Genomic DNA, 25,771 nt, shown 5'->3' with positions numbered 1-25,771 from the left:
ATTTATCAATAACATTATGAGTCGCTATAAAATTAACACCTTAGAAGAATACTTTAAAGAATACAAAAAATCAGTACGTGAGCCTAGAAAATTTTGGGACAAAATTGCTTCCGAAAATTTTACTTGGTACCAACAATGGGATAAAGTAGTCGATTTTAATATGGGGGAAGCTGAAATAAAATGGTTTACTGAAGCTAAAGTTAATATTACAAAAAACTGTATCGACAGACATCTTGCCAAAAAAGGTGATAAAACGGCTATCATCTTTGAGCCGAATGACCCAAAGGAAGAAGCTTTACATATTTCTTACAATGAATTACACCAACGTGTTTGTAAAATGGCCAACGTATTACGTGACCAAGGCATAAAAAAAGGAGATCGTGTTTGTATTTATTTACCAATGATTCCTGAATTGGCCATTACAACTTTGGCTTGTGCCAGAATTGGAGCCATCCATTCGGTTGTTTTTGCAGGCTTCTCTGCTTCGGCAGTAACTGCAAGAATAAATGATAGCGAATGTAAAATGGTCATCACCTCTGATGGTGGATATCGCGGTAACAAAACAATCGATTTAAAAAGTATCGTTGATGATGCGCTGGTAAATTGTCCTTGTGTAGAGAACGTTTTAGTTGCCAAAAGAATCAACTCAGAGATCAATATGAAAGAAGGTCGTGACCAATGGCTACAACCTCTTTTGGACAAAGCATCAGACAATAATGTGGCAGAAATAATGGATGCGGAAGATCCATTATTCATCCTTTACACTTCCGGTTCAACCGGAAAACCAAAAGGAATGGTACATACCACAGCCGGTTATATGGTATATACCGCTTATACGTTTAAGAACGTTTTTAATTATGAAGACAATGATATTTTTTGGTGTACCGCTGATATCGGTTGGATTACCGGACATTCCTACATCCTTTATGGACCGTTATTGAATGGAGCTACAACTGTAATTTTTGAAGGCGTTCCCTCCTATCCTGATTTTAGTCGTTTTTGGCAAACGATCGAAAAGCATAAAGTCACCCAGTTTTACACCGCTCCAACAGCCATTAGAGCCTTGGCAAAAGAAAGCATCGAATACGTACAACGCTACCAATTAACTTCTTTAAAAGTGATTGGATCCGTGGGAGAACCTATCAATGAAGAAGCTTGGCATTGGTACAACAACCACGTAGGAGATAAAAAATGCCCTGTGGTAGATACCTGGTGGCAAACGGAAACCGGAGGAATTATGATTTCACCAATTGCTTTTGTAACCCCAACAAAACCAACATACGCTTCGTTACCGTTGCCGGGAATCCAACCCGTTTTGATGGATGAAAAGCGCAACGAAATTGAAGGCAATCAAGTTACCGGAAGTTTGTGTATAAAGTTTCCTTGGCCGGGAATTGCCAGAACCATTTGGGGCGATCACCAGCGTTATAAAGACACCTATTTTTCTACCTTCCCAGGCAAATATTTTACTGGTGATGGTGCTTTGCGTGATGAGGTAGGATATTATAGAATTACGGGCCGTGTAGACGATGTGGTTATCGTTTCAGGACACAATCTGGGCACTGCACCGATAGAAGATGCCATCAATGAGCATCCGGCAGTTGCCGAAAGTGCTATTGTAGGTTTCCCACATGACATCAAAGGGAATGCTCTGTATGGTTTTGTAATTCTAAAAGAAACAGGAGAATATCGTGACAGAGAAAATCTTAGTAAAGAGATTAACCAACACATATCCGATCACATAGGACCGATTGCTAAGCTCGACAAAATTCAGTTTGTTTCCGGTTTACCTAAAACACGTTCCGGAAAAATCATGCGTAGAATTTTGCGTAAGATTGCCGAAGGGGACTATTCTAATTTTGGTGATATCTCAACATTATTGAATCCTGAAATTGTGGAAGAAATCAAAGATGGTAAAATTTAGATTTTAGTTTTAATCATTATTGGAAACTGCTTCATTTATGGAGCAGTTTTTTTGTATAAAAAAAGCTGTAATTTTACAGACAGCCTTTTTTACACTTAAAACAAACAAACCGTATTATTCCTTAATGAACTTCAATACCTGAACCCCATTATTCTCATCATACGCTTTTACTATATAAAGCCCTTGATTCAACTCACTAATTATAAATTGATGTCCTTCGGATTGATTTGCATCAAAAGTTTTTACCAATTGTCCAGTTATAGAAAAAATTTGAACTTTAGAAGTCACAGTATTTAAAGTAAAATAAATGGAAGCCGGATTTGGATACAACAAAACAGTTGGCGTTTTTTCATAGTCAACTATTGCCAAAGCCGCCGTTTTGTTTCCATAGATTCGGTATTCACCTGCCGGAATTGTTATTGGATCATTTACATTAGTCACCGTAATTGTTGTATTATCCATCAAATTGTACCACTCTCCAGTGTAAGGAAATCCAGTCGCTACATTTTGTGCGGTTACATTAAAATTAGCCAAGATTAAAACATCTTTAAGTTGGCTTGGCGCCAAAGCACTATTGGTAATTTTGATATTTGGATACAAAGAACTTGTATTCGACATGGTTGCAGTTCCAGAAAAAACAGGCTCTACAGCTTTCATCGTAATCATTTTGGCCCAATCGTTGTAAATTTTACTTCTATTGCTATCTCCAAGCCAATTACTCACCCATTGTGGTTGCTGTTTGGTATCTAATTTACAATCCCCAGATGTTGCATCTGACGAAGTGTTTACCGTTCCATTATTACAAGCAAAAATAGAATTTTCCCAACCTAACTCCCCAAAATGCCAAATCATCTTTGGTCCAGGAACCAATAAAGAAACTGCTCCAATTGCTGACATTCTAGACAAAGCTACATTTAGTGTTTTTACATTATGGGCAGGATTTGTACTATTCCCAAATTGTAAATTTTTATACATCAAGCGTTCCTCATCATGACTTTCAGCATACCCCATCAGTCTATTTGCGGTAAAACCTCTGCTGGTACTGTTTATTCGAGAAATATTACCCGGATACCCCATAGACAATTCATTGTATTGACTGGTCATTATTCCCCACATCATAATTCCTTTACTTGGCGTTTCATTAATTCTATAATTGGCCCAAAGTTGTTCTTCATCATCATTCCCTAAGTGTTCAAAAATAGCATAATGAGTTGGATCTAAACCCCAAGAATAATCGGCATAAGCTTTCAAAACATCTACACGGTCTTGTTGTTTAACACCAGTACAGGCATCCTGACCACCAGCAACATTAGACGGACAATTCTGAGTAAATCCTTTGGTTAAATCCCAACGCAATCCGTCAATTTTATATTCTTCTACCCATTGTTTAACCACTCTTTTTACGTAATTCTGTGTTCTGGCCTGTTGATGATTAAAATCTTCCCCTACACTATAACTATGCATTGCCGTTGTATTGAAGTATGGATTTTCAGTTGAAGGAGAACCCCAACCATCACCATCAGCATCGTTCATCCACATACGAACCATTGGATTTCTTCCAAAAGCATGGTTCAACGCCACATCAAGAATAACGGCAATTCCGTTTTGATGGCATAAATCCACAAACTCCTTTAACTTATCCGAAGTCCCATAGAATTTATCCAAAGCCATATGGAAAGAGGTATTATAACCCCAACTTTCGTTGCCTTCAAATTCCATTACAGGCATTAATTCAATGGCGTTTATTTTCAAATTTTTAAAATAATCGATTTTGTCAATCAAATTTTGATAGCTTCTATTGGCATCAAAATCGCGAACCAACAATTCATAAACTACTAGTTTTTCTTTAGCGGGTTTAACAAAATTGGTGGTGGCACTACTCCATGCATAAGGTGCTTTCCCAGTTTGTAATACCGTCACTTCACGTTCCTGACCTGCTGGATAAACCGGGAGATTTGGATAGGTAGAAGCCGGAATATTAGGATCATCATAAGGAGATAAAACAAGTGTCGAATATGGATCGGCAGTTTTCACTAAAGATGGTGTCCCTGCAAGAGGTGTTGCATCAACAACCCAATACTGGTAGGTGTAATTTGTACCTGACACTAATCCGGTTAATTCCAACCAAAACTTACCAGAAACAGGATCTTTTTTCATTGCATAAGAAGCCGTAGGCTGCCAACTATTGAAACTTCCTGCTACATAAACAAAATCTTTGAATGGCGCATCCAGCACTAGAGTCGCTTTTGTCGCATCACCCGTATTGTAATTGATTCCGTCCAATAATCCCGCAGACATCGCTTCATTAATAGTACCCGGATTAACAATTGCACTGAACTTTTTAGTAATCAATGTGATTCCTTGAGTAACCTGCAGTTCGTAATTTTGATTCCCGACAATATTGGCATGAGTATACGAATAACTTGAAGCAGCAGCATTTGTATTCAAATTTGTACCGTTTGCTTTCAATACATAACTGGCATTTCCACCGGTATTAGCAGCTGAAATATTCAAACTCCCACCAGAAGTAACAATTGTTGAACTATTTTCAGCCGGAGTCGTCAAAGTAACTTGATAAGCGCCAACTTCAACAAAATTATCTTGCGATTTTTTATCTCCAGTTCCATCCTTTGCTTTAATAAGAAACCCTATTTTACCTATTCCAGTTCTATTATAAAAGGTATTTGGAGTAAATGTTTTAGCATAGGTGTCTGAGGCTGAATTGTAAGTAAATTTGTTTGCCTCGTTAGAAGCGGTCCATGAACCATTTGTTGGACAGTCAAGGCTGTTAGCATCATTGATATCTAAAGACCAAGTCCATAAATATAAAGAATGATCCGTAATTCCCCAACTTGCTTCATTTACACTACTTCCAGCAATAGTTAAAGTAATTGATGTTGTTTCCTCAAAGGGGTTAGGACTTATAGTGCTGGTTACTGTTTGCTGCTGAGCCGAAGAGACTAGTGACCAGAAAATTAATAATAAAAGTATAGTTTTTTTCATAGCTATTTGGTTTTATAAAAAAAGGGCTATCCATGAGATAGCCCTTTTTTTATTGAAAAAAATATTAATTTTTTGTAATCGTGTATTTGTAATTTCTAGGAGAACTTAAATCCAAAGTAATTGTATAAGTTCCAGCCGTTACAACAATATTATCTCCACCATACTCCAAGTGAGAACCATCTGGAGCAGTTTTAAGCTTCCCAAGATTAATATCCCAACCATTATTGGCTCTAAATTTAAATTCAGCTCCGGTTAATGTTGCAGTTACAGACCATAGTTTTGTAGTTTTATTATAAGTCATTGCTGTACTATTATCCCATCCACCAGCAGTTGCACTTCCAATGATCCCCCAAGCTGTTGCTGTCGCTTTGTATGTTAATTTTTCAGTATCAACTACAATTTGGTAATATCCTGCAGCAGGTATTTTAAGATTAGCTCCAGTAAGAGCTATTGTCCCAGCTGTAGCACCAGCCGCAAATTCTCCTTTCCATTCTGGAAAGCTTGTAAATTTATATTCTGCATTCGCATCATTAAAATTAACATACCCTTCAAAATCTACCTTACCAAATCCTGAAGCAGAAAGCTGTGGAGATGAAGCAGGATCCCAATCTTTAGCATATCCAGAAGCAACAGCATATCCACCAGGAACCCATAGTTTAGGATTTTCAGTAGTATAAGATGTAATAACAATTCCAATTACATTAGAATACATTGCAGCTAAAGTACCTGCGCTTGCTTTAACTCTTACTTCAAATTCTTTAGGAGAAAAAGGTGTTGCTTTTAATGCCAATGCAGCTCCATTCATTGATTCTACAGAAACAGAAACTTGATTTTCAGAAGGCAATGAACTCCCTATTACTTTAGGTGTTTTAAATTCATTTCCTTTAACATCCATTTCAACTACATAATTCACTTGAACATCTCCGCCGTAATTAGCTGATTTCCATGTAAAACGTTCTGCTTGAGCAGCTGCATTTTCTGGTTTTAACACATACCCCGCACCCGCGGTTGGAGCGGTCAACATTGGAGAATCTATTCCTTCGATAACAGGTCTGTCCTGAACATCTTCAACGCTGCAAGACAAAGCAACTACTGCAAATAAAGCAAGTATTGATTTAGTTATATTTTTCATTTTTATTGATTTTTTAAAATTATTTAATATCCTGGGTTTTGTTTTAATTTATTATTTGATGCTAAAGCTGTAGCAGGAATTGGGAATAAATCTCTGAATGATTGTGTTGGAGATCCGCTGGCAGATCCACCTTTCCATGGCCATAAGTAAGCACCTCCAGAAAATTTACCAAAACGAACTAAATCAGTTCTTCTTTGTCCTTCCCAGTGTAATTCTTTAGCTCTTTCATCAAGAATGAAATTTAGGCTTAAATCCCCTTGACTTACTGCATTTCCTTTTGCTCTTGTGCGTAACGCATTAACGTAAGTTGTAGCGGTAACTAAATTTGCTCCTGCACCTCTAACAGCACATTCAGCATACATTAAATAAGCATCTGCTAAACGGAAGATAGGGAAATCTGAATCCGAAAAATTACCGGCTTTATCTGAACCTTGAACTCCGTTTACACCTACGTTTCTAAACTTTTGAATAGCATATCCATCTGTAAAAGACCCGATGTTTTTAATTTCTTTACTTTGTCCATTAGTGTAGAATTGTCCACGTGTATCCGTTGTATTTGCTTCAAATTTATCAACAAACGCAGCAGTTGTTCTGATTCCAGCCCATCCACCATTGATTCCAAATTCACTTGCATTCATACTACCACCCACTGGTGCATGCGTTAAGAAAGTTGTCCCACCATATGTTTGAGTATGAAGACCATCGAAAGCGATAGCGAAAATAAATTCGTTTTGAGCTCCGTTCTTATCATTATCTGCAAAAAACAATTGATTGTAGTTTGTATGCAATTTATAGGTTGATCCTACAATTTTTGTAATTAATGGAACTGCAGCAGCATAATTATCAGTACCGATATATACTTTAGCATTCATATACAATTTAGCTTGTAACATCCAAGCAGCAGCCTGATCCACACGATACGCCTCATTTGATTTTGGCGTTTTCAATAATGGAGTAATTGCTGTTAATTCCTCATCAACAAATTTGTATAATTCTGCTCTTGTAGCATATTCCGGGTAGAAGAAAGTACTTGGAGACTCTTCAGTTACTAAAGAACCACCGCCAAACATATCAATTAAATGCCAATACGTCATTGCTCTCAAGAAACGAGCTTCTGCTCTGTAAGTAGCAATTTCTGCTTTCAAAGTGGCATCAATACCTCTGGTTGCCAATTTTTCATCCGTTGTTTGTCTTAAAAACTCATTACAGTTTACAATTTGAAAAGATAAACGGGCAAATGTAGCCGTAATAAAACGATCCAAAGATGTCCATGTTTGCGAATGTAAATCTTTTATTGTTCCGTCATTCCAGGCAATAACTGCTTCATCAGTTGTTAGTTCCTGCATTAACCAAAGCCCTCTAATATACTGACTTTCTCCTTCATCTATTCCTGAAATATCCGCAGAACCGGCAGGTCCGGATTGTCCAGATGTAGCAAATCCAGCATATAATTTGGCAAGATTTTGCTTGTACGATTCTGGCGTACTAAAAAATTGTTCCCCAGGAATGGCATTAGCACTTTCTGGAGCTTGGTTTAAATCATCTGTACACGATGGGAACAACATCACCAACAGTAACAAAGAAATACCCAATAATTTTATGTGTGTCTTTTTCATTTTTCTTGTTATTTGTATTAGAAATTAACGTTTAAACCTAACGTGAAAGTAATTGGTCTTGGGTACAAATTGTTATCAATACCTCCTGAAATTTCAGGATCTATACCGCTATAATCAGTAAACAATAAAACGTTTTGTGCTGATAAAGTCAATTTAACTAATGACGAAGCATTTTCTTTTTGGTTAAAAGTATACCCAACACTTACATTGTCTAATCGAATAAAAGAAGCATCTTGGATGTAATAATCAGACTCGTATCTTTTTGTATCCTGAGTGGTAAAACCTGTTTCCAAAATATTAGCAACACCGTTAGACAAATCAGTTTCTCTTAATAATATGTTTTGGTAAGAACCTTTACTAGAATCTACGTTGTTGTAATTATAATTACCCCAAGATCCTCTCCAGTTCATTGCCATATCAAAGTTCTTATACGTTACACTTGTATTGAAACCGTAAAAAACATCAGCAGCCGGTTTATGAAAACGGTATTTATCTTGCTCTGTAATAATACCATCTTTATTTCTGTCAATATACACACCGTCAATAGGTTTTGCATCCGCTCCATACGCTTGCTCGTATACGTAAAAAGAACTTGGTGAATACCCCACTTGGTGATTTTGAATCGTATTTCCAGTAGCTCCTTCATAACCACCTACATTAATACCAGGAGTATTATCTAACACAGTAGTTAATTTAGTGATTTTAGAATCTTGAAAAGTTACATTTCCTCCCAAAGTCCATTCAAAATCATCTGTTTTAACCGGTATTACTTCAGCGGCCAATTCGATACCTTTATTTTCTATGGTTCCAATGTTATAATTGTCATAGTTAGAGAATCCAAAGAAAGAAGGATTTTGTGTGTACAATAATAAATCTTCTGTATCTCTCTTGTATAAATCAACGCTACCATTGATTCTGTTATTTAAAAACCCATAATCAAGACCCACATTGACTGTTGTAGTTTCTTCCCATTTCAGATTACTGTTATACGGTTGTGGTCTAAATGTGTTATAAAACGTACTTCCAAATTGGTATTGTGCTGTACTATTAGACACTAAATACAATGGAATAGAAGGATAGCTTACTCCAATATCCTGTTGTCCAGTTATACCCCAACCTCCACGAAGTTTTAATGTAGAAATACTAGACACATCTTTTAAGAAATTTTCTTCATTCAATTTCCAAGCTAAAGCAACAGCAGGGAAATTTGCCCAACGGTTAGATTCAGTAAATCTTGAAGTACCGTCACGTCTATAAGATAAAGTTAATAAATATTTATCTGCTATAGAAATGTTAGTTCTTGCAAAAAATGACTGCAAGTTGACACGCGAAGGTACTGAGACCACATCAACAGTTGTTTTATTCTCAAAATTATAAGAAGATCCACCGTTAGAATCCCTAAAATCCTGATATGAATATCCTCCAGTAACATCAAAAACTGTGTTGATTGACTCTACTTTTTTGTTGTAGTTTAAATACAAATCCATTAATTTATTGAATCTTGAATTTGTATTTTCATACGTATTATTGAATCCAGAACCCGGAAGTCCATTTAGATAATTAGCGTCTGTATTACCATAAGATCTTCCGCTTAACTGATCGTAACCAAAGTTAGCAACCGCTTTCAATTCCGGTAAAAAATGCATTTTATATTCTGTTTGGATATTTCCAATACTTCTGTATGAAGTTCCGAAATTATTTTGTTGTTCAATTAATGATAGTGGATTTCTACCAGCCAATTGATTTAATCCTTCTTTTCCGTTCACTAAGGTATACCATTGGTAATAATTACCATCCGAAGCTCTTGTGATTCTTTGTGTTGGATCATAACTAATTGCAGCACCTATAGCTCCACGATTACTATAATTATTTCTTATTAAAGACGTATTATTGTTAGCTTCAATTTTTAAGTGGTTGTCCAAGAAATTTCCTGTAACGTTAACCCCTAAAGTTGATCTTTCCATGTTATCTCTTTTCAGGATACCATTTAAATTTGTATACCCTACAGAAGCTCTGTACACCACATTGTCCACTCCTCCGCTCAATGCGATATTATGATCTGTCCCAATAGCTGTTCTAAAGATTTCGTCTTGCCAATCTGTATCTGCAGTACCCATTAAAGCTTGTTGAGCAGGAGTACCATTAGCATTAACAAAAGCTCTAAATTGTGTGCTTGTTAAAGCATCAACTTTATCAACAATTTCTGAGACTTGGAAGTTACCATTGTAATTCACTTTCAATTCACCCGCTTTTCCTTTTTTAGTAGTAATGATAATTACCCCATTGGATGCACGTGAACCATAAATAGCAGTTGCAGAAGCATCTTTCAATACCGAAATAGATTCGATATTATTTTGATTGATCGTAGACAATGGATTTCTACCACCCGTAATTCCCCCTGCAGCAACAGGAATACCATCAATTACATATAAAGGATCATTGTTTGCAGACAAAGAAGATCCACTTCTAATTCTAATTGTAGCACCTTCACCCGGAGAACCTCCACCATTGATGATTTGCAAACCGGCAACTTTACCTTGAATCATTTGATCCGCAGAAGTTACAGGCCCTTTATTAAAATCTTTAGTTGTCAAAACGGTTACAGCACCTGTAGCGTCTTTCTTCTTAACTGTTCCGTATCCTACCTGAACCACTACTTCTTTTAATTGATTTGCATCTTCTTCTAAAGAAACGTTTAATGATTTTTGAGAATCGTAGTTAACAACCGTATTTTTGTATCCTATATAAGAAAATACGATATTATCGCCTTTCTTAACATTAGATAACTGATATTTACCATCAAAATCAGTAGAAACACCATTAGCGGCACCTTGCACATTCACATTTACCCCCGGAATTGGCTGTCCTGACACTTTATCAAGAACAGTTCCGCCTACAGAATTCTGAGCCAGAATACTAAAAGGGAGTAGCAGTAATAAAATTAACAACTTTTTATAAATTGTTTTCATACTTTTTGTTTAAATTAATTTATTTTTTCTTGAGTTTTTATGCTTAACTATTACTTCGAATGTTAAATTTATGTAAATTTTGTGATGCCCGACATGGCCTCATTTTATTTCAGTTACGAAAACGTAATAGTGTTGAAAACTTTCTGATTTACATAAAATTTTATCAGTTTAATTACCATTTATAAAATTTAATTTTATCTTTATTACGAAATAAATTATTACCACATCTTCATCATGAAAAGGAAAATAACGCTCAAACAAATTGCAAAAGAATTAGATGTATCAATCTCTACTGTTTCAAAGTCCCTGAGAAACAGTCTTGAAATAGGTGAAGAAACCAGATTAAAAGTGCAAGCCTTTGCTAAATTCTATAATTACAAACCCAATAATATAGCCCTTAGCCTAAAAAATCGAAAAACAAAAACTATTGGAATCATTATTCCCGAAATTGTTCACCATTTCTTTTCAACGGTTATTAACGGAATAGAACAAGTCGCCAATGAACATGGCTATAGCGTAATCATCTGCCTATCGGACGATTCATTTGATAAAGAAGTCTTAAATATGGAGATGCTTGCTAATGGCAGCATTGATGGTTTCATTATGTCACTTTCAAAAGAAACCCAATTCAGAGGTGATTTTCATCATATTACTGAGGTCATCAATCAAGGAATGCCTGTTGTGATGTTTGACAGAATTACTAATGATGTCCTTTGCGATAAAGTAATCATAGACGATAAATATGCAGCTTATGAAGCCGTTCAAAGCTTGATTGATAAAGGGCGAAAAAAAATCGCCTTGGTTACTACTGTTGACTATGTTAGCGTAGGAAAACTAAGGACTGACGGCTATATTAAAGCGCTTCTGGACAACGGAATCCCTTTTGATGAGAACCTAATTATCAAAATTGAAGATATTGATACCTGCGAAATCACTATTGGAAAACTGCTGGAAGACAAAGCCATTGATGCCGTTTTTGCAGTAAATGAGCTTTTTGCAGTAACCATAATTAAAACCGCAAACAAAATAGGATTAAACGTCCCTAAAGACTTAGCTGTTATTGCCTTTACCGATGGCATAATCTCAAAATATTCTACACCTACTATTACAACCGTAAGCCAGAGTGGAATAAAAATGGGAAATAAAGCGGCAAAAATGCTAATAGAAAGACTCGAATCTGAGGAAAATGAAGAAGATGAAAACTATAAAACCGAAGTAATTGAAACTCATTTGATAGAAAGAGAATCAACTAATTAATCTTTATTTGTTAATTTATTCATTACTACAACCTTGTAGTTAAATTTCTTTACTTTTATTTGTTTCTAAAAAATAAAAATCTGAAATATATTTTTATATTTACCTCCTCAAAGCTTTAACTTTTACTTCGAAAATAAGATAAGTTTTGATAAGCATAGCGCTTATCGTATTAATTTTTAAATTACGATAATGAAAAAGCGTAGATTAAGTTTCTGGGAAATTTGGAACATGAGTTTTGGATTTCTGGGAATACAGATGGGTTTTGCCCTTCAAAATGCTAATGCCAGTAGAATTCTTCAAATTTTTGGTGCTGATGTCCACGAACTTTCCTGGTTTTGGATCATTGCCCCTTTAATGGGACTTATTGTTCAACCTATAATTGGACACTACAGTGACAAAACTTGGGGAAAATTTGGAAGAAGAAAACCTTTCTTTTTAGTCGGTGCTATATTAGCCTCAATTGGTTTAATATTAATGCCCCAAGCCGAAATTTTTATTGCGTTTCTACCTGCCTTATGGGTTGGTGCAGGAATGCTGATGATTATGGATGCTTCCTTCAATATTGCTATGGAACCTTTCAGAGCATTAGTAGGGGACAATTTAAGAACAGACCAGAGAACTTTAGGATTTAGCGTGCAAACTGCCTTAATAGGTTTTGGCGCCGTTATTGGCTCTTTGTTACCCTATGTTTTGACGAATTGGTTTGGCGTTTCAAATAAAAATGAAGATAGTGGCGTTCCTATGCACTTAATTTTATCTTTTGTCATTGGAGCAATCATTCTTGTCGCTTCAATTCTTGTTTCCATTTTTACTACCAAAGAATATTCTCCGGAAGAATTAGCCCAATTTGAAGACGAAATGGCGCATCAAGAGACGAGAGTTTCTGATACCAAGGAAAAAGAATCGAGTTTATTAGACATTTTTGACGATTTTAAAAAAATGCCTACTACAATGAGACAATTGAGTTGGGTGCAGTTTTTCTCTTGGTTTGGTCTTTTCGGAATGTGGGTTTTTACTACCCCTGCAATCGCCCATCACATTTATGGCTTACCGATTACTGATAGTAAAAGTGAAGCGTATCAGAATGCCGGCGACTGGGTTGGTGTACTCTTTGGTATTTATAATTTAGTTTCCGCGTTCTATGCTTTTGCTTTACCCTATATCGCAAAAAAATTCGGAAGAAAACTAACCCATTCTATCTCGTTAATTATTGGTGGTATTGGATTGATTTCCATCTATTTTGTACCCAATGAAGACTGGCTAATCCTTTCTATGATAGGTGTTGGCATTGCATGGGCGAGTATTTTATCCATGCCGTATGCCATATTAGCCGGGTCAATATCTCCAATGAAAATGGGAGTTTACATGGGGATTTTTAACTTCTTTATCGTTATCCCTCAAATTATCAACGCCTTAATCGGCGGACCATTAGTAAAATATTTATATAATGACAATGCCATATTTGCATTAGTCACTAGTGGAGTCAGCTTCTTGATTGCTGCTGTTTTAGTAGTTAAAGTACAAGATGTTGATGACGTAATAAAACAATAATCAATGACTAAAAAAGCATTTATATTCGACTTGGACGGAGTGATTGTTGACACGGCTAAATACCATTATTTAGCGTGGCAAAAAATCGCAAATGAATTAAATATTGAATTTACACTGGAACATAATGAATTATTAAAAGGAGTAAGCCGCGTACGCTCTTTAGATATTATATTAGAATTAGGAAAAGTGGAAGCTTCACAAGAAGATAAAAACAGATGGTTAGTTCAAAAAAATGAAGATTATTTATCCTATTTAGTTGACATGAACGAGAACGAAATTCTTCCGGGAGTTTTCACCATTTTAAAATTTTTGAAAGAAAACAAACAACCAATAGCATTAGGTTCGGCCAGTAAAAACGCCAGACCCATTCTGGAAAAAACCGGAATACTATCCTATTTTGACGCTATTGTCGATGGAAATGATGTTTCAAATGCAAAACCGGATCCTGAAGTTTTCCTGATTGCGGCTAAATTATTAGGAACAAAACCAGAAGATGCCATTGTTTTTGAAGATTCAGTTGCAGGAGTTCAAGCGGCTAATATTGGAAAGATGACCAGCATAGGAATCGGTGAAGCAGCGATTTTACATGAAGCAAAATACATATTTGAAGATTTTACTAAAATTGACCCCAACTTTATTGAAAAATTAATAAACAACTGAGAATTAAAAAATTAAAAACTAGAATCAAAAATTATTTGAGATTAATATTAGCATTACAATCTTTAAATTTTAAAATTTTTGACTCTTTAAATTAGAAAAGATGAATCAAGATTATATAAAACCAGATAATTGGTCAATCATAGAAGAAGGATTTGATGTAGAGAACGTAAAATCATCTGAGAGCCTGTTCAGCATTGGTAACGGGGCTATGGGACAACGTGCTAATTTTGAAGAGAATTATACTGGAGAAACATTTCAGGGAAGTTACATCGCCGGAATATATTATCCGGATAAAACTAAAGTGGGCTGGTGGAAAAACGGTTATCCGGAATATTTTGCCAAAGTTTTAAATGCACCCAATTGGATTGGAATCGACATCGAAATCAACGGAGAAAAATTTGATTTAAATACCTGTTCAGAAGTCAAAAACTTTCGTCGTGAGCTGAATATGAAAGAAGGTTGGTACAATCGTTCTTTTGAAGCCACTTTAAAAAACGGAACTGAAATCGCCGTTACTATTCGTCGTTTCCTTTCTATCGTTTTAGATGAAGTTGGGATTATTAATTACGAAATCACACCTTTGAACAAAGATTCAAAAGTAGTGTACAAACCGTACATCGACGCTGGTGTAACCAATGAAGATGCCAACTGGGAAGAAAAATTCTGGGAACCGCTTGACGTAAAAAAGTCTGGAAATGAAGCTTTTGTAACGGCTCAAACGTTCAAAACACATTTCAAAGTAACTACTTTCATGCAAAATAGTATTTTGACTAATGGTGAAAAAACAGCTATTTCTCCTTCCAACATTGATGCGACATTCGATAAAATTCAATTTAGTTACGATGTAATTGTGGCTCAAGGCCAAAAATCATCCATTCAAAAAATTGGTGGTTATACCGTTTCATTGAATCATGAAAACACAATTACAGCTGCCGAAAAAGTAATCCAATCTGCAATAGCAAAAGGATACAATAAAATGTTGCAAGACCAAATTGATGCTTGGGCAAAAATTTGGGAAATGTCAGATATTACTATTGACGGCGATATAAAAGCACAGCAAGGGATTCGTTTCAATATTTTTCAGTTGAACCAAACTTATTTAGGAAAAGATTCCCGTTTGAATATTGGACCAAAAGGATTTACCGGCGAAAAATACGGAGGTTCTACCTATTGGGATACTGAAGCGTATTGTATTCCGTTTTATATGGCGACCAAAGATCAGGAAGTGGCTCGAAATTTATTGACGTACCGCTACAATCAATTAGACAAAGCCATTGAAAATGCTGCTAAATTAGGATTTACTAACGGCGCCGCTTTGTATCCAATGGTAACTATGAATGGTGAAGAATGTCATAACGAATGGGAAATTACTTTTGAAGAAATTCATAGAAATGGAGCCATCGCATTTGCTATTTACAACTTTTACAGATACACTGGCGACTATAGTTATATTCCTGAAAAAGGACTGGAAGTATTAATAGGAATTACACGTTTTTGGCATCAAAGAGCCAACTTTTCAACGAATTTAAACCAATACGTAATTCTTGGCGTTACGGGTCCAAACGAATATGAAAACAACATAAATAATAATTTTTACACCAATTATATTGCAAAATGGTGTCTGGAATATACCTACGAACAAATTCAAAAAGTGTCTCTGGAATATCCTTCTGATCACAAGAGAATTACCGAAAAAGTAAAAATATCGGATTCCGAATTACAATCTTGGAAAAAAGTTTCGGACAATATGTACTTCCCTTTTTCGGAAGAACATAACGTGTACTTACAACAAGACGGTTTCTTGGACAAAGATTTAGTTCGAGTAGCTGATTTGGATAAAAGCCAAAGACCAATCAACCAAAAATGGTCTTGGGACAGAATTCTTCGTTCTCCTTATATTAAACAAGCCGATGTTTTACAGTGTTTTTATTTCTTCGAAGATCATTTTTCGAAAGAAGAACTGAAAAATAATTTTGAATTTTACGAATCGTTTACGGTTCATGAAAGTTCACTTTCGCCTTGCGTACACTCGATTCAAGCTGCCTTATTAGACAAAATGGATATGGCGTACACGTTCTATTTGAGAACTTCGCGTCTGGATTTAGATGATTATAATAAAGAAGTGGAAGAAGGTTGTCATATTACATCAATGGCAGGAACTTGGATGAGTATCGTAGAAGGTTTTGGCGGAATGAGAATTAAAGAAGACATGCTTCATTTTTCTCCAAAAATCCCAAAAGAATGGGAAGGATATTCGTTTAAAATTAATTTCAGAAATCAAATTTTAAAAATAGCTATCAATCATAAGGAAACAACTTTTTCAATTGACGGCAACAAAGAATTGAAAATCATAGTAAATGGTCAGCCTGTAATCGTTAAGTCTCAGAATCTAGTTACTGTATAATAAACAATTGCTAGAACTTGTAGTTAATTCTATCATTTTGTCTCAAACCTCACTGGGTTTACTAACAATCCCAATAAACATTGGGATTGTTTAGTTGTTAATCCGTTCTTAAATCAAAACGGGCTGTAAACAATACACATTTAAACGTCACTGTTGTATAAAGCGCATTGCGTTTATTTTTACTATAATTAAAAAAATTATTAATCATAAAATGTATTTAATCATGAAAAAAACAAGTCCTTTACTATTCATAAACAGGAGCTTTCTAAAAAAAATAACCCTATTTCTTTTTTTTATGACTTTAACATTAAATGCCCAGATTGACAAAGTCGAACCGCCTTTTTGGTATGCAGGAATGCAAAATCCAGAATTGCAAATTCTTTTTTATGGTAAAAACATTGCTCAATACCAAGTCACTGTTTCTAATGGCATAAAAATAACCAACGTTAAAAGAACGGAAAACCTCAACTACATTTTTGTTACCATTGCCACCAAAAAAGTGGTGGCATCTGATTTCGTTTTTACTTTTAAAAACAACGGCAAAGAAACGTTTACACAAAAATACAGTTTGCAGCAAAGAAGAGAAAATTCTGCTCAACGCAAAAGCTTTGACTCTTCGGATATGATGTATTTGTTGATGCCAGATCGCTTTGCCAATGGAAACAGAAATAACGACAGTGAAAATACTACCCAAGAAAAATACAATAGAGAATTACCGGGCGGAAGACACGGAGGCGATATTGAAGGAATCATTAAAAACTTGGATTACATATCAGAATTAGGAGCAACTACCATATGGAGCACGCCACTTTGCGAAGATAACGATGCCAAACATTCCTATCACACCTATGGACAATCTGATGTTTATAAAATAGATCCACGTTATGGAACCAATGCCGATTATGTTCTATTGGCTGCTGAAATGCACAAAAGAGACATGAAACTGGTGATGGATTATGTGACGAATCACTGGGGAATTGAACATTGGATGATGAAGGATTTACCTACGAAAGGATGGATAAATCAATTTGAAAATTACACGCAAACCAATCATAAAAGAACGGTTATCCATGACACTAATGCTTCCGAAATTGATAAAAAAATCACGATAGACGGTTGGTTTGTTCCATCGATGCCCGATTTAAATTTGACAAATCCTTTAACATTAAAATACCTGATTCAAAATGCGATTTGGTGGATTGAATACGCCGATTTGGATGGTTTTAGAGTTGATACGTACAATTATTCGGATCCAAAAGGAATCGCAAAATGGACAAAATCCATAACCGATGAATATCCAAATTTTAATATTGTAGGGGAAGTTTGGATGCAAAGTCAAGCTCAAATGGCGTACTGGCAAAAAGACAGTAAAATAGGTCAAATTCAAAATTACAACTCGTATTTACCAAGTGTAATGGATTTTACATTATATGAGGCAACCAGCAAAGCTTTCAGTGAAGATGACGGTTCTTGGGACAAAGGAATGATAAAATTGTATGACAATTTTACGAATGATTTTCTGTATCCAAATACCAATAACATGCTGGTTTTTGTCGAAAATCACGACACCAATCGTTTCAATCAAACCTATGGAAACGACATCAGAAAATACAAAATGGCAATGACTTTAATGGCTACCATTCGTGGAATCCCTCAATTGTATTATGGAAGCGAAATAGGCATGGCCGGTGATAAAAACAAAGGCGATGCGGATATTCGTCAAGACTTTCCGGGCGGTTGGGAAAGCGATCAAAATAATGCTTTCACCAAAGAAGGAAGAACTCCGGGACAAAATGATTATTTTGATTTTACTTCAAAATTATTCAATTGGAGAAAAACAAAAGCGGCAATTCACTTTGGAAAAATGACACATTATATTCCTGAAAACAATGTATATGCTTATTTTAGATACAACACGGATGAAACGATTATGGTTTTAATGAACAACAGCAATGAAACCAAAACTGTAAACACACATCGTTTCAAAGAAAATATCAAAGACTTTAAAACAGGAAAAGATGTCATTTCTGAACTTACATTTGACGTTACAAACGAAATTATTATTGAACCTAAATCGGTTTTGATTTTAGAATTGAAGTAATGTAAACCACATAAAACAGCTAAGAAAATAATCATTTAATGCTAAAAAAAATGAAAAAATATTCTATCCCACTTTTACTATTAACCATGACAATTCTAAGTAGTTGCTCCAGTACAAAAACCGTTTCCGATAATACTAAAACACCTTTCGTTTGGGAAGGAGCGAATGTTTATTTTCTAATGACAGACCGTTTTAATAATGGTGACACTTCAAATGATATAAACTTCAATAGAACCAAAACAACAGGAAAACTTCGTGGTTTTGAAGGTGGTGATATCAAAGGGATTTCTAAAAAAATTGAAGAAGGTTATTTTGATAAATTAGGAATCAATGCCATTTGGTTTACACCAATAGTGGAACAAATCCACGATGGCGTTGACGAAGGAACCGGTTTGAGTTATGGATTTCATGGCTATTGGACCAGAGATTGGACGAACTTAGATCCTAATTTTGGAACCAAAGAAGACTTAGCAGCATTAGTTCAAAAAGCACACGCACATGGAATCAGAATCATCCTTGATGGTGTAATCAATCATACCGGACCCGTAACTGCAGAAGATACGGTTTGGCCAAATGACTGGGTGAGAACAGGACCAAATTGCGATTATAAATCGTTTGAAAACACAACCGCTTGTACACTGGTTTCTAATCTTCCAGATATAAAAACAGAGAGCAATCAAAATGTAGCGTTGCCATCTTTTTTAATCGAAAAATGGAAAAAGGAAGGACGTTATGAACAAGAAATAAAAGAACTGGATGCATTTTTTGTTCGTACCGGATATCCCAGAGCGCCAAAATATTACATCATTAAATGGTTGACCGATTATATTGTGGATTACGGAATTGACGGTTACAGAGGTGACACCGTAAAACATACCGATGAAACGGTTTGGGCTGATTTTAAAATCCAGTGTGATTATGCTTTTGAAACTTGGAAGAAAAACAATCCGACAAAAGTTTTAGACAATAATGCTTTTTACACGATTGCCGAAGTATACAATTATGGCATCAGCGGTGGACAAGATTTTGATTTTGGAGACAAAAAAGTAAACTATTTTAAAAATGGTTTCAACAACATGATCAATTTTGAATTCAAATGGGATGCGCAAAAAGACTATGAATTTATATTTTCCAAATATTCAAACAAGTTGAACAATGACTTGAAAGGATATAGTGTTTTAAACTATTTATCTTCCCATGATGATGGTGGGCCATTTGATGGGAATCGTACCAAAAGCAAAGAATCAGGAACAAAATTATTATTGAGTCCGGGACTTTCTCAAGTGTATTATGGTGATGAAAGTGCACGTTCCTTAGTTATCGAAGGAACAAAAGGTGATGCTACATTGCGTTCTTTTATGAATTGGGACGCTATTAAATCAAATCCTGAAACACAAAAAACACTGTTGCATTGGCAAAAACTGGGTCAATTTAGAAAAAACCATCCCTCTGTTGGAGCAGGAATTCACAAACAAATTTCGGCTCAACCGTATACATTTTCCAGAACTTTTACAAAAGGGGATTTTAAAGATAAAGTAGTTGTTGGATTAGATTTAGCCACTGGTACAAAAGAACTTTCTGTAGGTTCTATTTTCGCAGATGGCACATCATTAAAAGATGCGTATTCTGGAAAAGAAGTACTTGTTGCGAATGGAAAAGTGACAATCGATTCAGAATTTGATATTGTTTTATTAGGATTGAAAAAATAATTTCAAAATAATTTCATCAAAACGCCTTTAGAAATGAAGGCGTTTTTTTTATGTTTACCTTTACCAAAAAATAAAAGGCAATGCTCAAAATTGGACATCGTGGCGCAAAAGGATATGAACCAGAGAACACCTTTGTTTCGTTCCAGAAAGCATTAGACATGCAAGTGGATGGCATTGAGCTCGACGTGCATTTGAGTGCTGATGGCGAAATAATCGTTATTCATGACGAATCCATTGACAGAACAACCAATGGAAAAGGATTTGTAAATACATTATCTTTGCGCGAATTGAATGCTTTTCGAATAAATAGAGAACACAAAATTCCAACGCTCAAGGAAGTTTTTGATTTGATAAACCAAGATTGTTTTATCAACATTGAACTCAAAAGCTATAAAGCGACAGAGAAAGTAGTTTCACTGATTGAAAAATATGTCACTAAAAAAGGATGGAAATACGATCGTTTTTTAGTTTCCAGTTTTGATTGGAACGCGCTGCAACAAGTGGCCTTTTTAAATGATAAAATTCCAATTGGCGTTTTAACAGAAACCGATTTAGACTTGGCTTTGGCTTTCGCCAAATTCATTCAGGCAAAATCTATTCATCCTCATTTTCATTTATTGTCAAAAGAAAACACGGCGCAAATGCAAGAAAAAGGATTGCAGGTTTTTCCTTGGACCATCAATGAATTAGAAGATATTCAAAAAATAAAAACATTCAACGTAAACGGAATCATCACTGATTTCCCAAATAGAATATGAACCAGAATTTCGATATAATAATAGTAGGCGGTGGTGCTGCAGGATTTTTTACAGCAATCAACATTGTAGAAAAAAATCCAAAACTAAAAGTTGCCATTTTGGAACGTGGCGCAGAAGTGCTTAATAAAGTTCGTATTTCTGGTGGTGGAAGATGCAACGTGACGCACGCTTGTTTTGAACCTAATGAACTTGTGAAATTTTATCCTCGAGGCGAAAAAGAATTGCGAGGTCCTTTCCATCAGTTTTGCTCCGGCGACACGATTGAATGGTTCGAAAAACATGGAGTAGAACTAAAAATTGAAGCAGACGGGCGTATGTTTCCTGTTTCGAATTCCTCACAAACGATTATCGATTGTTTCCTAAAAGCCACGCAAAAACTAGGAATTGCAGTACTTACAGGACAAAGTGTGCAGTCTATTTTTAAGAAAGAAAACACATGGAAAATAGAAACGCAAAGTGAAAACTATCTAGCTGAAAAATTAATTCTAGCCACTGGAAGCAATCCTAAAGTATGGGAAATGTTGCAGACTTTTGGGCATGCTGTTGTTAGTCCGGTTCCTTCTCTATTCACTTTTAACATCAAAGATTCCAGAATAAAAGAATTGCCCGGAGTTGCTGCCCAAGTTACCGTAAAAGTAAAAGACACCAAACTCACCTCTACAGGACCTTTATTAATTACCCATTGGGGAATGAGCGGTCCGGCGATTTTGAAACTCTCCGCTTGGGGCGCCCGAATCTTACATGACAAAAATTACCAGTTTACCATTTTTGTAAATTGGTTAAATGATGAAGACACCGCGGATGTCGAGAAAAAGCTAAAAGAATTAAAACAAGAACACGCGAAAAAATCGGTTTCTAAAAAATCACCTATCGAATTAACCAATAGGTTATGGGAAAGTTTAGTACTCGCCTCAGGAATTGAATCAGAAACTAAATGGGCGGATTTATCTAAAATTCAATTGCAAAATTTAGCCAATCAATTGACAAATGGCACCTTTCAGGTGAATGGAAAAAGTACCTTTAAAGAAGAATTTGTCACTGCAGGCGGAATTGATTTAAAAGAAATCAACTTCAAAACCATGGAAAGCAAACTACACGAAAATCTTTATTTTGCTGGAGAAATCGTGAATATCGATGCGATTACGGGAGGATTCAATTTTCAGAATGCGTGGACAAGCGGGTTTATTCTTGCAAACAACATATAAAAAAAGCTCTCCAACGAGAGCTTTTTAAATTTTATTTTTTTCCACCAATATGTGCATTTTGCCAATCTTTCAGCTTTTTCCATTTTCCTTCAAAGGCTAATTTTGACTGATGCGGCCAAGTTTTCGGGTCATGAACAACAAACTGTTCTCCAGCCATATCCAAAATTTCCTGACATCGATTAACGGAAGTTTCTGAAAGCACTTCCCATGTTAAAATTCCATTAGCATTGAACAGCTCTTCGATTTTTGGACCAATTCCTTCAATGACTTTTAAGTCATTTTCTTTTACTTTTTTTCCAAAATCAGAGGATGCTAAATCCGCATCAAAAGGAACATAAGCCCCTATAAGTCCAGAATTAACTGCTTGTGGTGCTACAAAGCTGCTGCTTTTAGCTTTTAAAGTTGCTAACTCAGCCTCTAGCTTAGATGATTTGGCTCTGCAATTGTCTAATTCTAGTTGCAAGGCGCTTAAATTGTCTTTGCCGGAGGAAAGTATTTTTCCAAGTAAATAGCCTAATACTGCGCAAACTAAGCCTACTCCAACCGGGATTAATATACAAGGTGAATTCATAATTATAATTTATTAAGTTAATTTATTAGTCTATTATAACAACAAAGTCTGTTTTTAGCTCTACCCCTGGTGCTCAAAGTCTCTGCCTTTGAGGATGTGTTAACCAGTCTTAGACTGACACAAAGATCGAAGATTGAAAAACAAACCAAAAACAAGGTCGATAAAAACCGAAAGTCACTACCTTAAAGTCAGAGACTTTGTGGTGCGGCCGGTTCGATAAATTTAACAATTAACTCAAAGTTACTAAAAATCAATTAGTTATATTAAAAAAAACTAAGAAATCAGTAAAAATAAATTTAAACTATTTTTATCTATTCAACCACCAAATACTCGCTTTCAAAACGGCTGCAAAACTTTAATTAAGAGAACTTTAGTTTTTGATTAACAAGAATTTATTATTCTGTTTTTATTTTCATAGAATGATTTGAATATGTTTGTAATCAAAATATTACGAATGATTAAAAACTACTTTTTTGTTTCCTTACTGGTTTTTGTATTTCAATCTAGTTTTTCACAATCAGAAAAATCAATTAAGGGTATTGTTTTGTATGAAAAATTTCCTGTCGGTAAAGTCGAAGTTGCTAATTTTAATTCTAAAAAAACTACCATTACAAACGCAGCTGGGGAATTTTTTATAATAGTAAAAACGGGAGATGCACTCGTTTTTGTCTCAAAAAACCATGATATCAAAAAGATTGTAGTGGATAAAAACACCTTTGACAAAAATAATCTTATTATTTCATTAACACTTAAGCCCGAAGAGTTAAAGGAAGTCGTAATTACAAAAATTCCTTCTATTCAACTAAGTACAGATAAAGCGTATGAACAAGGAAAGCTGGATAAATTAGCTTTAGAGAAAGCCGCAAAAAGGCTAAAAACGGGTGTTTACGATGGAACTATTGAAAATGGGATGGATTTGATGCGAATTGGCGGAATGATTTTTGGTTTATTCAAAAAAGAAAAAGAGCCCGTTAAAAAAGCTGTTCCAAAAATTCAATTCAAAGAATTAGCAAAAAGCACCTGTGATCAAAAATTTTATCTTCAAACTTTAAAATTAAAACCAGACCAAATAAACCTGTTTCTCGAATTTTGCGATGCCGATCCAAAATCAAAAACAGTAGCCGAAAGCAACAATGTTCTGAGTGTAATGGATTTTTTACTTTCGAAAAATATTGAATTTAAAAAACTATAAACGGAATACTATCGATTCAACCACCAAATACTTCCATTTAAAACGGCGGCAAAACTTACCCAAGCCAAATACGGAAGCAATAAATATCCTGCAATTTTATTGATTTTGGCAAATTGAATGTATGTTTCATATATCATCAACCACAATACTATAATTTCTAAACCGGCTAACATTGGGTTGTGCAATCCAAAAAATAAATAGGACCATAACGCATTTAGTGCAAGCTGAATGGCAAAGAAAACCAACGCTTTTTTTACGATTTCTTTTTCTGCTTCTATTTGGTCCCAGACTAATCCGGCCGCAACACCCATCATCACATACAACATGCTCCAAACTGGTGCAAAAACCCAATTAGGTGGATTAAAACTTGGTTTTACTAAGGTCGGATACCACGTTGTAATTGAGGAACGAGTAACAATTCCGGAGAAATAACCAATCGCAAGACAAGTGACAACAACAGCTAATATTCGGGTAATTTTATTCATTTTATGTTTTTCTAATGTGCGCCAAATTTACTCAAAAGTTTAGTACAATTCGATAATTAAACAAATCTGCTTGTAAACCAAAAAAAGTATCTTTGCGTAAATTTTTAAATTCATGATTTCAGCAAACGATTTTATTCCATCAAAATATACGCATTCGGTTGAAGAAGGAAATTTTCAATGGAGTGCACCCAGTAACATTGCACTTGTAAAATATTGGGGCAAAAAGGACAATCAGATTCCAGCCAATCCTTCGGTGAGTTTTACCTTGAATAATTGCAAAACCATCACTAAGTTGGCTTTTGCCAAAAAACAAAATGATGGTACATTTTCCTTTGATTTACTTTTTGAAGGACAACCAAAAGAAGATTTCAAACCAAAAATCCAAAAATTCCTGGAGCGAATTGAAATCTATTTACCGTTCTTGAAAGACTACCATTTTACGATTGACACAGAGAATACCTTTCCGCACAGTTCCGGAATTGCTTCATCAGCATCAGGAATGGCGGCTTTGGCAATGAACCTGATGAGTATTGAGAAAGCGTTATACCCTGAAATGACCGAGGAGTATTTCTATCAAAAAGCGTCTTTATTAGCGCGTTTGGGTTCCGGAAGCGCTTGTAGAAGTGTAAAAGGAAGCGTAGTAGTTTGGGGAAATCATACAAATATCTCCGGAAGTTCTGATTTATTTGGAGTGGAATTTCCAAATGCCATTCATGCTAATTTCAAGAATTTTCAAGATACCATTTTACTGGTTGACAAAGGTGAAAAAAAAGTTTCAAGTACTGTTGGACATGATTTGATGCACAACCATCCTTTTGCCGAAAGGCGATTTGCACAAGCGCATGAAAATTTAGACCAACTGATTACCATTTTTGAAAGTGGGGATTTAGAGGAATTTATCAAAATTGTAGAAAGTGAAGCCTTGACTTTGCATGCCATGATGATGACTTCAATGCCTTATTTTATATTAATGAAACCGAATACTTTGGAGATTATAAATGCGATTTGGAAATTTAGAAATGAGACTAAAATTCCGGTTTGTTTCACGCTGGATGCCGGTGCAAATGTGCATGTTTTATATCCTGAAAATGTTGCTGAAACAGTTTTACAATTTATTAAGAACGAATTAGTTGGCTATTGTCAAAATGGTCAGTACATTTGTGACGAAATTGGAAATGGAGCTATGTTGATTTAATTTGTTTTTTTCCTATCTTTAATTTTTAAAGAGCTGAAA

General features: G+C 35.3%; 17 protein-coding genes. 11 read left to right on the top strand and 6 right to left on the bottom strand.

The features are described 5' to 3' along the window. The first annotated feature begins 4 nt into the window (after positions 1–4). Positions 5–1,924, top strand: a complete 1,920-nt coding sequence (gene acs, locus E0H99_RS03945; RefSeq protein WP_317126161.1) for an acetate--CoA ligase — start codon at positions 5–7, stop codon at positions 1,922–1,924. A gap of 114 nt (positions 1,925–2,038) precedes the next feature. On the opposite strand, the gene E0H99_RS03940 is transcribed toward acs, so the two are convergent. From E0H99_RS03940 to E0H99_RS03925, 4 genes are all read right to left on the bottom strand, one after another. Further along, positions 2,039–4,927 (bottom strand): alpha-amylase family glycosyl hydrolase, encoded by a 2,889-nt coding sequence (locus E0H99_RS03940; protein ID WP_131991365.1) that lies wholly within the window; start codon positions 4,925–4,927, stop codon positions 2,039–2,041. Positions 4,928–4,991: 64 nt separating this feature from the next. Then, a complete protein-coding gene (locus E0H99_RS03935; RefSeq protein WP_131991363.1) occupies positions 4,992–6,059 on the bottom strand; it encodes a SusE domain-containing protein in 1,068 nt (355 codons plus the stop codon). 23 nt (positions 6,060–6,082) lie between these two features. Beyond that, on the bottom strand, positions 6,083–7,675 hold the full coding sequence (locus E0H99_RS03930; RefSeq protein WP_131991361.1) for a RagB/SusD family nutrient uptake outer membrane protein: 1,593 nt from the start codon (positions 7,673–7,675) through the stop codon (positions 6,083–6,085). 17 nt (positions 7,676–7,692) lie between these two features. Further along, a complete protein-coding gene (locus E0H99_RS03925) occupies positions 7,693–10,644 on the bottom strand; it encodes a SusC/RagA family TonB-linked outer membrane protein (RefSeq protein WP_131991359.1) in 2,952 nt (983 codons plus the stop codon). A gap of 234 nt (positions 10,645–10,878) precedes the next feature. On the opposite strand from E0H99_RS03925, the gene E0H99_RS03920 reads away from it, so the two are divergent. The 8 genes from E0H99_RS03920 (at position 10,879) to E0H99_RS03885 (ending at position 22,289) form a co-directional block, all read left to right on the top strand. Beyond that, positions 10,879–11,901 carry a LacI family DNA-binding transcriptional regulator gene (locus E0H99_RS03920; protein ID WP_131991357.1) on the top strand — a complete coding sequence of 341 codons (1,023 nt, stop codon included), beginning with the start codon at positions 10,879–10,881 and terminating at the stop codon, positions 11,899–11,901. Positions 11,902–12,090: 189 nt separating this feature from the next. After that, the gene (locus tag E0H99_RS03915) at positions 12,091–13,452 is read left to right on the top strand and encodes an MFS transporter (RefSeq protein ID WP_131991355.1); all 1,362 of its coding nucleotides are present in this window, start codon (positions 12,091–12,093) and stop codon (positions 13,450–13,452) included. A gap of 3 nt (positions 13,453–13,455) precedes the next feature. Continuing rightward, positions 13,456–14,112, top strand: coding sequence for a beta-phosphoglucomutase (pgmB, locus tag E0H99_RS03910; protein ID WP_131991353.1), 657 nt, complete (start codon positions 13,456–13,458; stop codon positions 14,110–14,112). 100 nt (positions 14,113–14,212) lie between these two features. Continuing rightward, positions 14,213–16,516, top strand: coding sequence for a glycoside hydrolase family 65 protein (locus E0H99_RS03905; protein WP_131991351.1), 2,304 nt, complete (start codon positions 14,213–14,215; stop codon positions 16,514–16,516). 211 nt (positions 16,517–16,727) lie between these two features. Continuing rightward, positions 16,728–18,617 (top strand): glycoside hydrolase family 13 protein, encoded by a 1,890-nt coding sequence (locus E0H99_RS03900; protein ID WP_410503706.1) that lies wholly within the window; start codon positions 16,728–16,730, stop codon positions 18,615–18,617. A 50-nt stretch (positions 18,618–18,667) separates the two neighbouring features. Next, on the top strand, positions 18,668–20,326 hold the full coding sequence (locus E0H99_RS03895) for an alpha-amylase family glycosyl hydrolase (RefSeq protein ID WP_131991348.1): 1,659 nt from the start codon (positions 18,668–18,670) through the stop codon (positions 20,324–20,326). A gap of 80 nt (positions 20,327–20,406) precedes the next feature. Then, positions 20,407–21,084 (top strand): glycerophosphodiester phosphodiesterase, encoded by a 678-nt coding sequence (locus E0H99_RS03890; protein WP_131991346.1) that lies wholly within the window; start codon positions 20,407–20,409, stop codon positions 21,082–21,084. Next, positions 21,081–22,289: an NAD(P)/FAD-dependent oxidoreductase gene (locus E0H99_RS03885; protein ID WP_131991344.1), complete on the top strand. Its 1,209-nt coding sequence runs from the start codon at positions 21,081–21,083 to the stop codon at positions 22,287–22,289. The genes E0H99_RS03890 and E0H99_RS03885 overlap by 4 nt, the downstream gene beginning before the upstream one ends. Before the next feature lie 31 nt (positions 22,290–22,320). On the opposite strand, the gene E0H99_RS03880 is transcribed toward E0H99_RS03885, so the two are convergent. Then, entirely contained in the window at positions 22,321–22,860 is a 540-nt protein-coding gene (locus E0H99_RS03880; protein WP_131991342.1) for a hypothetical protein, read from the bottom strand. A 454-nt stretch (positions 22,861–23,314) separates the two neighbouring features. Here E0H99_RS03880 and E0H99_RS03875 point away from each other — a divergent pair, with 454 nt between their 5' ends. Next, the gene (locus E0H99_RS03875) at positions 23,315–24,052 is read left to right on the top strand and encodes a hypothetical protein (protein WP_131991340.1); all 738 of its coding nucleotides are present in this window, start codon (positions 23,315–23,317) and stop codon (positions 24,050–24,052) included. A gap of 8 nt (positions 24,053–24,060) precedes the next feature. On the opposite strand, the gene E0H99_RS03870 is transcribed toward E0H99_RS03875, so the two are convergent. Then, a complete protein-coding gene (locus E0H99_RS03870) occupies positions 24,061–24,537 on the bottom strand; it encodes a TspO/MBR family protein (RefSeq protein WP_131991338.1) in 477 nt (158 codons plus the stop codon). Positions 24,538–24,649: 112 nt separating this feature from the next. Here E0H99_RS03870 and E0H99_RS03865 point away from each other — a divergent pair, with 112 nt between their 5' ends. Further along, positions 24,650–25,732, top strand: coding sequence for a diphosphomevalonate/mevalonate 3,5-bisphosphate decarboxylase family protein (locus E0H99_RS03865; protein WP_131991336.1), 1,083 nt, complete (start codon positions 24,650–24,652; stop codon positions 25,730–25,732). The last annotated feature ends 39 nt before the right edge of the window (positions 25,733–25,771 follow it).

The organism is Flavobacterium sp. GT3P67, assembly GCF_004349155.1.
In the GTDB taxonomy this organism is placed as follows: Bacteria; Bacteroidota; Bacteroidia; order Flavobacteriales; family Flavobacteriaceae; genus Flavobacterium; species Flavobacterium ranwuense.
Note: the sequence above shows the minus strand (reverse complement) of the source record. Positions and strands in the feature narration are given on the sequence as shown.